10 protein-coding genes and 1 tRNA gene are annotated in these 15,480 nt (G+C 42.0%); 8 read left to right on the top strand and 3 right to left on the bottom strand.

Features of this window, described 5'->3' with window-relative positions; all coding sequences use genetic code 11:
* The first annotated feature begins 16 nt into the window (after positions 1 to 16).
* Positions 17 to 1,873, top strand: coding sequence for a carboxypeptidase-like regulatory domain-containing protein (locus AC59IL_RS17575; protein ID WP_496553479.1), 1,857 nt, complete (start codon positions 17 to 19; stop codon positions 1,871 to 1,873).
* 63 nt (positions 1,874 to 1,936) lie between these two features.
* Here AC59IL_RS17575 and AC59IL_RS17570 read toward each other — a convergent pair whose 3' ends face one another.
* Positions 1,937 to 4,381, bottom strand: coding sequence for a TonB-dependent siderophore receptor (locus tag AC59IL_RS17570; RefSeq protein WP_496553478.1), 2,445 nt, complete (start codon positions 4,379 to 4,381; stop codon positions 1,937 to 1,939).
* Positions 4,382 to 4,691: 310 nt separating this feature from the next.
* Between AC59IL_RS17570 and AC59IL_RS17565 the strand changes: the two genes are divergently transcribed.
* The 4 genes from AC59IL_RS17565 (at position 4,692) to AC59IL_RS17550 (ending at position 9,462) form a co-directional block, all read left to right on the top strand.
* Entirely contained in the window at positions 4,692 to 5,177 is a 486-nt protein-coding gene (locus AC59IL_RS17565; RefSeq protein ID WP_496553477.1) for a DUF2231 domain-containing protein, read from the top strand.
* 78 nt (positions 5,178 to 5,255) lie between these two features.
* The gene (locus tag AC59IL_RS17560) at positions 5,256 to 6,707 is read left to right on the top strand and encodes an SDR family NAD(P)-dependent oxidoreductase (protein ID WP_496553476.1); all 1,452 of its coding nucleotides are present in this window, start codon (positions 5,256 to 5,258) and stop codon (positions 6,705 to 6,707) included.
* A gap of 31 nt (positions 6,708 to 6,738) precedes the next feature.
* Positions 6,739 to 7,845: a leucine-rich repeat domain-containing protein gene (locus AC59IL_RS17555; RefSeq protein WP_496553475.1), complete on the top strand. Its 1,107-nt coding sequence runs from the start codon at positions 6,739 to 6,741 to the stop codon at positions 7,843 to 7,845.
* 72 nt (positions 7,846 to 7,917) lie between these two features.
* Positions 7,918 to 9,462: a glycoside hydrolase family 27 protein gene (locus AC59IL_RS17550; protein ID WP_496553474.1), complete on the top strand. Its 1,545-nt coding sequence runs from the start codon at positions 7,918 to 7,920 to the stop codon at positions 9,460 to 9,462.
* Between the two features lie 101 nt (positions 9,463 to 9,563).
* Here the strand turns inward: AC59IL_RS17550 and AC59IL_RS17545 are convergent.
* Positions 9,564 to 9,634 (bottom strand) — tRNA-Ser (locus AC59IL_RS17545).
* A gap of 212 nt (positions 9,635 to 9,846) precedes the next feature.
* On the opposite strand from AC59IL_RS17545, the gene AC59IL_RS17540 reads away from it, so the two are divergent.
* From AC59IL_RS17540 to AC59IL_RS17530, 3 genes are all read left to right on the top strand, one after another.
* Entirely contained in the window at positions 9,847 to 10,794 is a 948-nt protein-coding gene (locus AC59IL_RS17540; RefSeq protein ID WP_496553473.1) for a gliding motility protein GldB-related protein, read from the top strand.
* Between the two features lie 143 nt (positions 10,795 to 10,937).
* Complete coding sequence (locus AC59IL_RS17535; RefSeq protein ID WP_496553472.1) at positions 10,938 to 12,881, top strand: tetratricopeptide repeat-containing sensor histidine kinase; 1,944 nt, start codon at positions 10,938 to 10,940, stop codon at positions 12,879 to 12,881.
* Between the two features lie 342 nt (positions 12,882 to 13,223).
* Complete coding sequence (locus AC59IL_RS17530) at positions 13,224 to 13,928, top strand: sensor histidine kinase (protein ID WP_496553471.1); 705 nt, start codon at positions 13,224 to 13,226, stop codon at positions 13,926 to 13,928.
* 67 nt (positions 13,929 to 13,995) lie between these two features.
* Here the strand turns inward: AC59IL_RS17530 and AC59IL_RS17525 are convergent, their stop codons facing one another.
* The gene (locus tag AC59IL_RS17525) at positions 13,996 to 15,471 is read right to left on the bottom strand and encodes a RagB/SusD family nutrient uptake outer membrane protein (protein WP_496553470.1); all 1,476 of its coding nucleotides are present in this window, start codon (positions 15,469 to 15,471) and stop codon (positions 13,996 to 13,998) included.
* Positions 15,472 to 15,480: the final 9 nt, after the last annotated feature.

The following is a 15,480-nucleotide window of genomic DNA, read 5'->3' as shown; positions in this document are numbered from 1 at the left end:
ATACCAAAACCTGCGTATGAGATTTTTTTATGTACTGGCAGTATTGCTGCTTGCCGGCCATGGTATTTCTTTTTCACAAACCGTAGTGATCAGAGGCAAAGTAAAAAACAATGTTGATAGTGTTCTGCAGGGAGTAACTGTTGCAATAAAAGGCACATCAAAAGCCACCGTAACGAATTATAAGGGCGAGTTTTCTGTTGCAGTATCAAAACTTCCTGCCACCTTAACTTTTTCATCAGTAGGATTTAAATCAAAGGAATTTGTTTTAAAGAGAACAGATAGTTCGATGTACATTTCCATCAATCTGTATCCGTCGGAAGTTACATTGGATGACGTTATCGTAATTGGGGAAGGACCGGCCAAAAAAAGAAGTGTAGTAGGTTCTGTTGCAACAATTAAAGCCGAAAGTTATTCCCCTTCAGCACCCCTTGCGGGAAGAGTTGCAGGAATAAGTATCGGTTCAGCCGATAAATCAATCAGCATTCGGGGAACAGCTTCTCGTAAGGCACTTAGAAATGACTCGGAAATCGATGCCGGACGACCATCAACAGTTAAGTTATCTGAGGGTCACTCAAAAGTCCTGACCGCCGGTGAACTAAGCGATTTTAAAAAATGGAAATTATGGGAAAGCTATACAAAAGCGGAATTTAAACAATGGAGCGAACACTGGGGCATATCACCGATGAACCGTTACTGTGTGCAGGTACAAAATGAAGACCATAGAGTAATTGCCGGTGAGAAAGTTTATTTGATTGATCTTAATACAAACGATACTGCATGGCGTGCTGTTACCGACAATACCGGCAAAGCCGAATTATGGGCAAACTTCGATACGGAAGATAGTGACCAAAGCACTTATGCCATTGTATGCGGTACTCAAACCAATCGTTTTTCCACCACTTTTGAAAATGGAATTAACCGCATCACCATTAAAAGGAATTGTGCAAATGCAAACATCGCGAATATTGCATTTGTTGTGGATGCTACCGGCAGTATGGGCGACGAAATAAAATACCTGCAGGAAGAATTGCAGGATGTAATCGCCAACACATCCGACAAAAATAAAAGCATCGACCTTCGCCTCGGCTCAGTATTTTACCGCGATCACAGCGATGAATATCTTACCCGTTCAATAGATTTTCAACACGATCCTTCACCTTTAATTCAATTTATTAAAGATCAATCTGCCGCCGGCGGAGGTGATTTCCCCGAAGCAGTGGAAGATGCTTTAACTACCGCACTGGATAGCCTGCATTGGGACAATGGCGCCGGAGCAAAAATCCTTTTTCTTGTACTGGACGCACCACCACACGATGAGGCAAAAGACAAAATGAAAAAATTAATGATACAGGCAGCTTCAATGGGTGTTCGCATAGTGCCTGTAGTGTGCAGCGGCATCGATAAAAGCACCGAATACCTGATGCGCTCGATTGCATTAACAACCAATGGCAGCTATGTTTTTTTAACCGACGATAGCGGGGTAGGTGATAAACACATCAAACCCACTACCGATAATTTTAAAGTAGAATTGCTCAACGATCTTTTGCAACGCCTGATCGCAGAAATGATTTTCATGGCCCCCTGCAATGAGAAAGACAAATTTACCGAGCCTGTAAGTGCAGATACGAACAGTGCAAAGGTTATTGTTTATCCCAACCCTTCTTCAGGAAGGATCCGGATCAAATCTTCGGAAGAAATAAAGGAACTATACCTCACTGATTTTACAGGAAAAGTTTTAGAAAAAATAAACACCAGCGGTAAAATTCAAACCTGGCAAACCGATTTAAGCAACTATCCTTCCGGCACCTATCTGATCAGGTATTTCACCGAACAAAAAGGGTGGGGGGCCGAAAAGGTGCTGTTGATAAAATGAGTTTGTGTAAATGAAAAGGTCCGCACACGCGGACCTCTTCTATCTTACAAAATGTCATCGTTCCTAAAATTTATAACTCAACGTTGCCGAAAACTGTGTGGGGGCAATGGGGTTAACACTGTAGTTTTCGTGTATAGTAACGTTGTAGGTATTGGTGATGTTCGAAATCTTTGCCATTAAAGATACTTTTCTGAAAGTATAACCGGCCGAAATATCGATGGTTGTATAACCGCTTACATTAATTAAGCGATCGCGATAGGTAACAGGATTGGTTTTGGTAACATCCGTATTCCATCCGGCATAGCGGTCGCCAAGGTAAACAATGGTGGTTCCTATTTTTAAACCATGCAGGCGGCCACTTTCAAAAGAATAGAAAATGCTGCCGTTGGCTGTATGAGCAGGATTATTTACCAAACGTTCGCCGGTTTTAAAACTACCTACCGTAGTGTCGGTTTTGGTATAGCGCATATAATTATAGCTGTAACCGGCTGTAATGCTTAGTCCGCTCACCGGATATGCAGCCAGATCTACCTCAACACCATCGCTGGTGGTTTCTCCGCTCAGTATTTTGATATTGGTGTTGTTGTTAGGCGTACCGTTTAACAAATAGGGAGCTGTTTGCGCCAGGTTGTTATTTTTAATGCGGTACAGGGTTACATTGGCCAACAGCATGCCATTCAGGAATTCGTTTTTAACACCCAGTTCATATTGATCGATAAGCGAAGGCTTAATTGCATTGCCGTTCACGTCCTGACCGGTATTGGTGGTGAATGAATTGGAGTAGCTTACAAATATGGATGTTGTATTGAAGGGTTTATACACCAGGCCAAAACGGGGTGAAAAGGCCTTGTCGTATCTGTTGACTCCTGATGTTTTTGCACCGTTGGTGAGGTTGGTACTGTCGATGCCCTTTGGTTCAACATAAGCCCATCTGATACCAGCCAGTATATTGAACTTCGGAGAGATTTTTATCAGGTCCTGCACATAAACGCCAAAGCGGTTCACCGGGGCCAATCTTTCTCTGATACCAGTAGCTACAGGTATATCAGTTCGCTGTTTATATTTTCCCATATCCAGGATATTGATGGTATCATAAATCAAACCATTAATATCATAATCTTTATTGTAAGTAACAGTACGGTCAGCATCTATACCGGCAAGCAGGTTATGCTCCATTTGTGCTGTATTGAATTTACCAAGCAGGTTAATCTGGCCTGCATAGAATTTTTCGGTTGTAAAAATTCTGCCCAGTGGTCTGGCCCATTTTCCTGTTGAGTCGGCCTGTATGCGTTCTACTGCATAGTAATCTCGTTTGTAATACTGGTCCGAAAAAGAAGTATTGATCTTCCAGTTGTTCGAAAGCTGATGTCTTATAGTAAGCGTTGAAGTTGCTTGTGTTGTTTTATTGTACTGCCAGGGCGTGCCCATAAAGCGTGAACGGGGAACATTGGGAATTGTTTTTCCATTAAGTGTTCCTATACCGAAATCGGGCGTAAAGTTATTATACAGGTAATCGCCTTCGGCCACCACTTCGGTGCGCTTGCCTAATTTGAACAGCAGGGCAGGGTTTACATAATACTTTTTAGAGGTTACCTGATCACGGAAACTGCCGGCGCTTTCATAAGTACCGTTTACGCGATAGGCAATAGAAGAAGATATCGGTCCGTATATATCAAAAACGGGTTTGTAGAAATCATAGCTGCCAACGCGCATGGATATTTCGCCGCCCTGAGTGAATTTTGGTTGTTTGGTGATCATATTCACAATGCCACCGGGCGCTACCTGTCCATACAGGATGGCGGCGCTGCCTTTCAGTATTTCCACTTTTTCAAGCGAGGTCATTTCGGGTAATACACCTGAGTTGATGCGAAAACCGTTCTTGAACAAATTGGTACTTCCCAGGCTATAACCTCTGGCGCCAAAGGTTTCCTGCACACTGCCCCGGGTGGTAGTCATGTATACACCATTTACATTTCTGATCACATCGCTCAGGCGAAGGGCCTGCTGGTCGCGGATCAAACCTTGTCCGATAACGGTCACGCTCTGCGGAAGGTCTTTCGGGTCGATGGCAATTTTGCCAACGGTTACCGGTTGATTGATTAAATTTTTATGGAGAATTACAACAACTTCTTCGAGTTGTTTATGATTTTCAGACAGTGTAAAATTTACTTCAGTCGATTCATTGGCCTTAACCGTAACGGTTTGTTCCTTTGACTGAAGGCCTGCCATAGTAACCAGCAGTGTATATTGACCGGGTTTAATTTTCCTTAAAACGTAAACTCCGTTTTCAGAGGTGATGGTGGTGCGAATGGCTTCTTTTAGCGTAACGGAAACATAAGCAGCAGGTTGATTATCATTAGTTTGTATAAGGCCTTGTATAGTTCCGGTTTCCTTGTCTTCGGGTAGTTCAATGGCATTGTTTGCTGATGTGATCAGCACAGCTGTTTGTGCATAGGCACCATTAAAAGCGGCAAGAACTACAAAAAATAGGGTGTAAAATCGGCTCACGGTCAGTATAATTTTTTGCAAAGAAAGCCCCTGTTAAGCAGAGCCTTGTGCCCTATAGGGAAAACTCTTTACGCGATCGGGAAAAAGGGGTGTTTAGGGTTACATGTAGTACATATTTGTAGAATTATTTTCGCTTTTAATGAACTTTTAAACACGGATGTTTTTATAAATATCGTTATAGTAATGGAATGCTGCCTTATGCATTCATTCATTGCAATGGTATATGCTTTGAATATACTCATCTTAGCTTATCTGCACACCCTCCTGATAACATCATCCTTCTGATCAATCAACTTAAAAAGCATAAACTATGAATAGTAAAGTTAAAATATTGGGTCATCCGGTGCACCCGATGCTGGTTGCATTTCCGGTTGCTTTTTATACAGCCGCTCTTGCCTGTTACATGAGCTACAACTCGAACAATGATATTTTCTGGTATAAAGCAGGCTATGTTGCCAATGTAGCGGGAATAATTACGGCACTGGCGGCAGCCATTCCTGGCTTTATTGACTGGTTGAGCATTCCTTCAGTTTCAAGCGCCAAAAAAACGGGTCTTATTCACCTGATCGCCAATGTAACGGCATTAGTGCTTTTTGCTATTTCCTGGTTTATTCAAAAAGATAAATGGGATGATCTCCATCCGACTGTTGGAAATTCTATTACTTTAACAACGGCAGGCTTTGTGATTACCATTGTTGCCGGTTTTTTGGGCTGGACCTTAGTGCAAAAACATCATGTTGGGGTAGATGAAACTACTGTTGACGAAAAGGTAGATAGTGTTGTGAAGCATGCGTAGCTTATGCAGTTGTGTTTGGATTTCTGCAATCTTATACTATTATTTCTCTATTTTTATCGATTGTAAAGATCCCCAACTATGGAAAATGAATTTACGCAGCAGGAATGGGATGCCTGCATCAAAGTATTACAGGTATTATCGAGAGATCCCGAAAAATCGTTGGATACCCTTCGTTTAAAAGGCCTGGTTACCAAGCTGTATAAACGGGCTAAAAAAGATAATAAGCAAAATAACGCCGAACTGCAGATCGGCCAGCTTATTGATTCTACCCAATTGTTATCACTGCAAAAAGTACAGAAATTATCGCAGCAGCAGGATTTGCTGAAACAATACGACAAAAAAATAATTTTGCCGCAAACCATCATGCACATGAAGTACGATTTGCGGGATGAAGAAAGGGCATGGGATGCAAACGACACGCTGGAACTGAATAAATACCAGAAATGCTATACCTGTAAAACACCTTACAAAAAAATACACTTTTTTTATCACCTGCTTTGCCCTTCCTGTGCCGACCTGAATTATACCCGCCGGCAACAAAGGGCCGATCTTACTAACCGGGTAGCCCTGATAACCGGAGGAAGAATTAAGATCGGATACCTCACCGCCCTGCGTATGTTACGCGACGGCGCTAAAGTTTGGGTAACAACCCGGTTTGCGAATGACTGCGCCCTGCGTTTCAGCGAAGAAAAAGATTTTGGGGAATGGGGCGATCGCCTGAAAATTGTTGCACTGGACCTGCGAAACCTGGCTCAGGTAAATAGTTTTATTCAATACCTGAAAGAGCAGGAGCCGCATCTCGATATTCTTATCAACAATGCCGCACAAACTATTAAACGACCGGCAGAATTTTACCGGCACCTGTTTGATGTTGAACAGCGTTCTGAATCCCTGCCAGCGCCCTTACAGCAATGTATAGTTGCTTCACAGCATTTTCAATTTCAGCCGGGCGCCTGGGAACCACAATTACTGCCTTATGAAGCCGCAGCCTGTTTTCCTCCAGATCAATACGATAAAGATCGTCAGCAAATTGATTTGAGGACCAGCAACAGCTGGACGATGCTGCTCGAAGAAGTACCTCCGGTAGAAATGCTGGAAACGCAACTGGTGAATGTAACGGCGCCTTTTATGCTGAACAGTCAGTTGAAGGAGCTCATGATCAAATCGCCTTTTAAAAGAAAGTTCATCATCAATGTGTCGGCTATGGAAGGACAGTTCAACCGTTCGTCTAAAACGCCTTACCATCCGCATACCAATATGGCCAAGGCCGCACTCAATATGATGACGAGAACTGCCGCTCAGGAATATGCCATGAGTGAAATATATATGAATAGTGTCGACACCGGCTGGATCACCCAGGAAAATCCTTATCCCGATAAAGAAAGAATATACGAGGAGGGATTTGTGCCTCCGTTAGATGAAACCGATGGTATGGCAAGAATTTATGATCCGGTTGTAACCGGCATTACACAACCCGGTTTGCCCTTATTCGGTCATTTTTTGAAAGACTATATGCCACACGCCTGGTAAACAATAACCTTAACTATCATAACCATTCAATATGCAATCAGCTCAGTTTCTTTGTCCTGTTGACCACGTAAAAACAACTTTTCCTTTTCATCCACATCACCTGCAACCCGTTATTGACTTTATCATCAATAACAACCCATTGCCTGCTGAAGACATTCCTTTTCCTGTAGGAACCGTTACCGCAGACGGACGCCTGGACATGTGCAAACAACAACTGGGCGTACAGGGTATTGAGCTGGTAGCAACCGCATTGAAAAGTAATCGCGTTATTAAACACCTGCTGTTGGGCACCAACGCTTTCGGTAATCCGGGCAGCATTGCTGTGGCAAACCTGATAACGGCTAACAATACTATTGAAACCGTATATCTCGGATGCAATTATATTGAACATGATGGGTGTAAGATTATTTGCGAAGCGCTGGAAGAAAACCAGTCGGTTAAAAGCATATGGTTTAAAAGAAATCCGGTGGGGGCCGAAAGCATGGCTTCAATTATAAAACTGTTATCGAAAAACAAACAGATTCGCACGCTCGACCTGGTTAATACCTGTGCAGGAAATGGTTTTCATTCGCTGCTTGAATACATGGAACAAAATGATACTATCGAAAGATTGTATCTCAGCGGTAACTACCTCACTGCCGATACCATGAAATATGTAAACAAAATGCTGATCAGGAACCAGCACCTGAAGTCATTGTATTTAAGCGTGAATGATATCGGAGATGATGGGGTAGAAGTGCTGATACCGGGTTTAACGCAGAATACATCTCTCGAAGAGTTAAGTCTGGCAAGCTGTGGCATTGCCGATAAAGGAATGCAGTTGCTGTTTGCATCATTAAAAACAAACAATCGAATTAAAAGCCTTGATTTAGGCTATGCGCCGAGTACAAGGGTGCTGGGTGCAACGGCCAATCAGCTGTCGCAGGATGCGGCCAGGCTATTGATAGAATATGTTGAGCAAACCCGCCTCATGCACCTGAACCTGTGCAAAATGAATATTGCCGAAGCCGACAAACATATACTGAAAGAAGAAATTGAAAAAAGAATTGGCGGTAGTGTGATCATGAACGGTTATCAATCAAAGCGTATGCATTCTGTTCATCCTGATAGTAAGGCGATAAAAAGTGTTTATAGGTAGTTGGGTGAAGTTCGCAGGCAGATTTAGTTGCATTCAATATTTGAAGTGGAATTAAAAAAATAATGGCACAATATGAATTTGTTTTCATTTAAAAAGTTTTTTTGTATTGCGGCTTCCTGCTTGTTTATTGTAGCTGCTAATTCACAGGATACACTCTCAAAATACATACTCACACCGAAAGAAAGTCCGCAACCAAAAATCAACGGACCAAAAATATTGAGTGTTCGGCCTAATCATCCGATATTGTTTACTATCCCGGCTACAGGAACAAGGCCAATGAGCTTTTCTGTTGACAATCTTCCAAAAGGTATAATGGTTGATACAAACACCGGAAAAATTTCCGGTTCTATTTCAACGCCCGGAGAATATATTCTTACGCTTCATGCAAAAAATAAATTAGGAGAAGACAAACGTTCATTAAAAATTGTAGGGGGTGAAACTATTGCATTAACACCACCAATGGGATGGAATAGTTGGAACGTTTATGCAACAAAGGTTACACAGGAATTGGTGTTGGCAAATGCAAAAGCGATGGTGAGAAGTGGGTTGATAAATCATGGGTGGAGCTACGTGAACATTGATGATGTATGGCAGGGCAAAAGAGGGGGAGAGTTTGATGGAATACTTCCTGATTCAACTACATTTCCCAACATGCAGGCTTTGGTTGATGAAATTCACAATATAGGGCTGAAAGCAGGAATTTATTCTACTCCATGGGTTGAATCATATGGTCATCACATTGGTGGTTCTTCAACAAATCCTGAAGGAACTTTTGTTCGAACCAGTGAGAAAATTCCACGCAATAAAAAACAATTGCCTTATGCCATTGGCCAATATGTTTTCTGGGATAGGGATGTAAAGCAATGGGCCAAATGGGGTTTCGATTATTTAAAGTATGACTGGAACCCGATTGAAGTTCCTGAAACGAAAGCCATGTACGATCTGTTGCGCAACAGCGGACGTGATATTGTTTTCAGCCTTTCTAACAGTACGCCGTTTGTCAATATTCCGGATCTCTCAAAAATTGCAAATGCATGGAGAACCGGTGGCGATATAAGAGACAACTGGAGAAGTTTAAAGAGCCGTTTACTCACTCAGGATAAATGGTCGCCGTATGCATCACCTGGTCACTGGAATGATCCCGATATGATGATTGTTGGCTGTGTTGGCTGGGGTAAAGGCCCTTATCCAACTCACCTTACAACTGATGAACAATACGCTCACATGAGTGCCTGGTGTTTGCTATCCGTTCCTTTGTTGTTAGGTTGTGATCTTACCAGGCTTGATGACTTTACATTGAACCTTTTGACTAATGATGAAGTGCTTGCAGTAAACCAGGATCCTTTAGGTAAGCAGGCAACCGTCGTTAGTAAAATAGATTCCTGTGGTGTATTAGCAAAGGATCTGGAAGATGGAAGCAAGGCCGCAGGATTGTTTAATGTTACCGACAACATTACGAGAAAGCTTTCGGTAAAATGGAGCGATCTTGGCATTAAAGGAAAATATATTGTTCGTGATTTGTGGAGACAGAAAGACCTCGGGATTTTTGAGGAAGAATTTTCTTCCGAAGTGTCATCTCATGGTGTAGTGATGATCAGCCTTCGCAAAGCAAAATAAAGGCTATGCCAATTATTTGATTTGATCCCAATGGTTCGATCATCCGGCAGACATAAAAAAAAGAGGGTGTATTCTACATAGAAGACAGCCTCTTTTATTTGTGGAGGAGGAAGGACTCGAACCTCCATCTTCAGCTTAGCAAGCCGCTATTTTTCCATTTAAATTATCCTCCATAACAACGGCAGCGATAAGATTCGAACTTATACCTCATACATGAAGTGTATACGTACTTCCATTATACTACATGCCGTTGCAGTGCAAATGTAATAATTATACAATACAATTTTAATTGTGTTGTATCAGTTGCGCTGTTGTATCGACAGAATTGAATAAGGAGGCGTCGTATAATCATCGTACATTGTATTAAAAAACAGGAACTACACTATGCGGTTAGTACTTCTCACCATAATGATTTATTGCCTTACAAACTCCTGTACTGCTTTCGCACAAAATGAAGCAAATATATTTACGTCAGATATTAATAATTTCTGGACTGCGTTTGATAGCGTTCAAACAATAAAAGAAAAGAACAGGCAGGTTGAAGTAATGCAATCGTTATACATTGACAGGGGTACCTATGGTCTGAAGTTTTTAATGCAACTCAGAAAATTTGATGCAGACAAACTGATTGAGAGTATCAACAAATATCCAAAATTCTGGAAATCGATAAGAGGTAACACATTGACCATACAACCCCGGGTACCGGTTATTGCTACCTACCTGGCAAAATTCAAGGTACTATATCCGGAATTTAAACCGGCAAAAGTCTATTTCACCATTAGCTCTGTCAGGGCCGCCGGCGTTACACAGGATTCAGTGATCATGATTGGCTCAGAGATTACCATGGGCAATCAATATACCGATGTGTCGGAGTTTCCCGATAAAAGACTGGCAAATTTCTTTAAATCGAAGAAGACAGATAATATCGTTCCTGTTACTATACACGAATTCGTACATGCGCAACAAACTACAGAAGGTAAAACACTGTTGGGAGAATGCATTTATGAAGGGGCCTGCGATTTTATAACCGAATTGGTTCTTAAAGAGCCGTTAACCCATTCCTATCTTATCTATGGAAGGGAGCATGAAAAGCAATTGAAAGAACAATTTAAAAAAGAAATGTTTGGGGAAGATTATTCCAACTGGCTGTACAATGGAACCACATCTGCAACCATGGGCGATCTGGGTTATTTTATGGGGTATGCTATCTGCAGGTCGTATTACCGCCATGCAGAGGATAAGCAAATGGCTGTAAAACGCATTATTGGATTGAATTATGCAGACCTTGAGGCCGTAAAACAATTTTTGAACGAATCTGAATATTATAAATGATATCAATATAGGCAAAGCGGGCCGGTTTATCAGAAGCCCGTGTTTGTGATGTAGTACAATTGTTATGTTCGACAATAAAATTATATAACTTAAATTATTGATGTTACCACAATGAATGCCATGAAAATGTTTATCATTGATGCATGAACAACATTGCTAATGTGAAATGGGCCTTGTTTATTTCATTGCTATTGCAACAGCAGCTGAACGCACAGTCTGCAAATATACCCCACCTGCGGCGCATGATGCTGCAAATGCAAACCCAAAAGAATTTTATTAAAGACACAGCCTATATTGATATACTCGATAGCCTGGCATTTGCCTATTACAGGATCAGTGCCGATAGCGTATTCTTTTACAGCAATAAAGCGCTTGCGTATGCTGAGCAGGCGGGTTATGGCAAAGGGGCCTCTGTAAGTTTGCGACTGAAGGGAAACGCGTATATATTGATTGGTGATTACACAAAAATGCTTTCCTGCTACCAGCAGGCCCTTACCATTGCTGAAAAAATCAATGATCCTATATGCATAGCCAAGGCGACCATAAATATGGCTACTATGTATTATGCTGATTTAGGGAAATATGATGAAGCGCTGGTGCTATTGAAGAAGGCGGGCGGCATGTTTGAAAAAATGCGGGATAGCCTGAACTGGCATAAAGCTTTAACTGCAACCGGGGCGATATGGGCAAGCCGAAAGCAATATGAAAAGACCTTGCAATATTATCAGCAGGCATTAGCCATTGCCACAGCTATGAAGGACGAATATTCGGTAATAGTGACAAACGATAATATTGGTCTTGTTTTATTAGATAAAGGTCAGTACAAAGAAGCACTGGGCTATTTATTGCACACCATGGAATATTTTAGCCACACCGATGATAAGATGCGGCAAATGCGAACCGCCATCGAGCTGGCCCAAACTTATTTACTGCTGAAAGATTACTCAAAGGCATTACAATACGCACAGCTAAGTTTGAAAGCCTCAACAAACATAAAAGGGAAAATTTTTGTCAAGGATGCCGACAAAATACTTGCAGATATTTACGAAGCAAAAGGCGATACCCGAAGCGCTCTGAAATATTTCAGGTTGTATAAAGATGTTTCTGATAGCCTGTTAAATGAAACCATGCTGAAAAAGACCGGCGAACTTGAAACGAGGTATGAATACGAAAAGAAGGAAACCCTGATGAAGGAAGAGCAGGAGAAAAAAGATGCGCTGCATAAGCATATTGTCAGGAACAAAGAGCTGCAGATTTTTTTGGCTGTTTTAGTGATCCTTTTTTTAAGCGTGTTAACCTTTTTGTTGTTCCGTAGCAGGGCGGCCAAACAAAAAAACAACCAACTGCTGGCGGCCAGCAAGGAGGAAATAGAGCAGCAGGCGGTACTATTGCTGTTAAACAACCAGCAAAAAGATAAATTGTTCTCTATCATTGCCCACGATCTCAAAATGCCCATGCATTCCTTAAAAAACATGTTTGCCTTATTGAAGACAAATGAGCTGCCTGAAGAAGAGATCAACGGGTTTATGGAAGAGCTGGGGCGGGATGTTAATTATTCCGCTGAGCTGGTCAGCAATTTGCTTTCATGGGCCGGCAGTCAGCTCGATGGCAGGGTAGTTTTGCCGGTTGCGCTGCCTGTACATCAACTGGTGAACGATGTTATCGGTTTTTTTATAAAACAGGCATCCGATAAAAATATCGGGTTGAAAAATGACATTCATCCTGCTTTAATAGTTTGGGCCGATAAAAATATGGTACAGGTAATGATCCGCAACCTGATCGGGAATGCCATAAAATTTTGCAATGCGGGAGATTCAATTACTATAAAAGGCAGAACAGAAGGCGCTTTTGTTGAGATCTGTGTAGCTGATACCGGCATAGGCATAGCACAAAACGTATTGCGGAAAATTAACCGTAAAGAAAGTGTTACTACTTTCGGTACTGCCAATGAAAAAGGAACAGGCCTGGGCTTGCTGATGTGCCATGAATTTGCCGAAGCGAACAAAGGCCACTTTCGTGTTGAAAGTGAACAAGGTAAAGGAAGCTATTTCTATTTTACCCTGCCGGCTATTTCAGACCCCCGGTAACAGAGCCATCTTACATGTGTTTTTCTTTTATTTATCCAATTATTACTACCCGCTTTGCGAAAAAAAATCGCCTACTTGCACTTATAACATAGGATAAGTATTGTAATTATACTTATTTGTTAATTACGCTTTTACAGGTTACATATATTGTTTGCAACTTTAGCATTCCGGTATTTGGAGTATAGTCATTAAAAAACAAGTTCAAGCTCTGGTGTGATTTAATAAGAAACAAAGGCCCGTTCAGCAGAGCGGGTTTTTGCTTACCGGTTCTTCATAGCAATGCCAGGCAGTCATTGTAATAAACCCCGAATGCAGGATTTCACGATTAACCGGAGGTAATGAATGAACAAGCTTTACGCGATAAATAATGCGGATGCTGCACCAAAAGAAGAGCAAACGGCTATTCACGAAAGATTACTCCAAATGCTCGAAAGTGAACGGTTGCTGATAGCGCAGGAATTGCACGACAATGTTAACCAGTTATTGTGCACCGCAAAAATATACCTTGGTCTGTTGCCGGCATACAATGAGGAGCATCTTGAAGTAAAGCAAATAACCCAACAGCTTCTTTCAGAAGCCATAAAAGAGATCAGGAATTTGTCAGGGGGGCTGGTACTGAAGCGACTTAAAAAAGAAACGTTGGTGGAAAGCCTGCAAGCATTTATTGAAGAACAGGAAGCCCTGTATAAATTAAATATCAATTTTAGTTTTTCACAATTCAACGAAGAACTATTAATACAAAATACCAGGTTCAATATTTATAGAATCATACAACAACAGCTGCAGAATATTCTTGAACACAGTGAAGCTAAATCAGTATTAATAGAACTTCAAACTAATAACAACAATATTGAGCTGATTATTCACGACGATGGGATAGGGTTTGATCCGGAACAAAAGGTAACCGGTATCGGACTTATTAATATTAAGGAAAGGGTTAAATTGCTCAATGGCCATTGTCATATCAGCTCAGCCTTCGGCAAGGGCAGCCGGCTTCACATCGTAATTCCCGTTTTAGAAACAGGTTCCGTCACACCCCGGGCTTAAGCATTAAAAACGGGATCGTTTATCCGACCCCGTTTTTTTGAAGTAATATTTACATGCGCCAATTTCTTTAGAAACCCGGGTTCTGCGGAAGCAGATTGGTATTTACCTGTATTTCTGATTGCGGAATAGGGAATAGCAAATGGTTGTCGTCGATCGTAATGCCCAGCGTGGCCATGGCCTGTTTAAATCTTCCGAGCCGTATCAGGTCCCATCTCCGTTCTCCTTCAACACATAATTCGCGGGCGCGGTCTTTTACCAGGCTATCGATAAAGGCGCCTGATGTTGGCGTGTTCAATAAATTCAACTGCTGTGTAGGATCGGTTAATCCTGCTCTTGCCCTTACAGCGTTCAATCCATCAAACTTGGCAGGATTCGTGGCGTCGATATTATTCATTGCCTCCGATTGCATCATCAGCACATCGGCATATCGCAACACGATCCAGTCCATCTGCGAGTTATTTCCGCCGCCATTGGCCAGCCAATAGGGATCGCGGTACTTATAAAAGAAGGGTGTTGACACTGTTTGTGTAACTCCGGTAGTTACATTAAGCGCCTGTTTGGTTACGTTATAATTCTTTCTGATAGAATCAGCGGAGGTATATCCGTTGTTATAGAAATTATTCTGACAGAAAAAAGACGCAGAGCCGTTCATGATATTCGGGGTAAACATTCTCAATGTAATGTTTCCCGTGGCAGGTGGCAATGCAAACTGCACGCAGAAAATATGCTCGGGGCCATATTTCTTGCTAATATCAAATATATCGGCATAATTGGGCAACAATTTATAGATGCCCGAATTGATCACCTTATTGCATTCTGCCAGCGCATTCTGGTTATCTGAAGGATCGGCATAAGAAGTATTGGCCCTGGTGAGATATACGCGCGCCAGCATGGCTGATGCAGCGCCCGATGAAACCATTCCCTTGCCGGATGATGGAATTTTATTCTCGGCCAAACAATTGGTTTCGGCATATTGCAGATCGCTGATGATCTGCTGGTATACTGTTGACGCAGGCGACCGGTGCGGGTATAACGTAGAGTCGGTACTACCTACCACCGGCGCGGTGATCAGGGGTATATTGCCGAAACTTCTTACCAGATCGAAATAGGCCATGGCCCGCAAAAAGCGGGCATTGCCAACTATGTTGTTCCTCGCAGTTACATTCATATTAATAGCAGGCACATGTGCAATTACATCGTTGGCTGCTTTGATCATTTTATAACCGTTTATCCACCAGTTGCTGATCTCGCCATTGGTGGCGGTATAATTGTTTTGATACAGCGTTGTGCGGTCGGTGTTACCGGAAGCGGGGTACAACAGATCGGCTGAATTTTCTGAAATGATCCAAACCGTTCTTCCGTAATATGGCTGGGGTGTCAGTACGCTGAACACACCGTTCAGTGCTGCTGTTGCATCTGCCGCCGAAGTGTAAAAGTTATCGGGCGTTAAAAAGCTCTGTGGTTTTTCTGTCAGAAACTTTTTGCAGGAAGTAATCAATAACGCCAAACAACCGCAAAGTATGAATAGTGTTGACTTTTTCACTGGCAATAA

The sequence above is a fragment of the Niastella sp. sgz303648 genome, from assembly GCF_059587045.1.
Note: the sequence above shows the minus strand (reverse complement) of the source record. Positions and strands in the feature narration are given on the sequence as shown.

What these genes read in the sequence shown, in the direction of transcription:
- AC59IL_RS17575 (WP_496553479.1), top strand. Translation starts at nt 17, where the DNA reads ATGAGATTTTTTTATGTACTGGCAGTATTGCTGCTTGCCGGCCATGGT.
- AC59IL_RS17565 (WP_496553477.1), top strand. Translation starts at nt 4,692, where the DNA reads ATGAATAGTAAAGTTAAAATATTGGGTCATCCGGTGCACCCGATGCTG.
- AC59IL_RS17560 (WP_496553476.1), top strand. Translation starts at nt 5,256, where the DNA reads ATGGAAAATGAATTTACGCAGCAGGAATGGGATGCCTGCATCAAAGTA.
- AC59IL_RS17555 (WP_496553475.1), top strand. Translation starts at nt 6,739, where the DNA reads ATGCAATCAGCTCAGTTTCTTTGTCCTGTTGACCACGTAAAAACAACT.
- AC59IL_RS17550 (WP_496553474.1), top strand. Translation starts at nt 7,918, where the DNA reads ATGAATTTGTTTTCATTTAAAAAGTTTTTTTGTATTGCGGCTTCCTGC.
- AC59IL_RS17540 (WP_496553473.1), top strand. Translation starts at nt 9,847, where the DNA reads ATGCGGTTAGTACTTCTCACCATAATGATTTATTGCCTTACAAACTCC.
- AC59IL_RS17535 (WP_496553472.1), top strand. Translation starts at nt 10,938, where the DNA reads ATGAACAACATTGCTAATGTGAAATGGGCCTTGTTTATTTCATTGCTA.
- AC59IL_RS17530 (WP_496553471.1), top strand. Translation starts at nt 13,224, where the DNA reads ATGAACAAGCTTTACGCGATAAATAATGCGGATGCTGCACCAAAAGAA.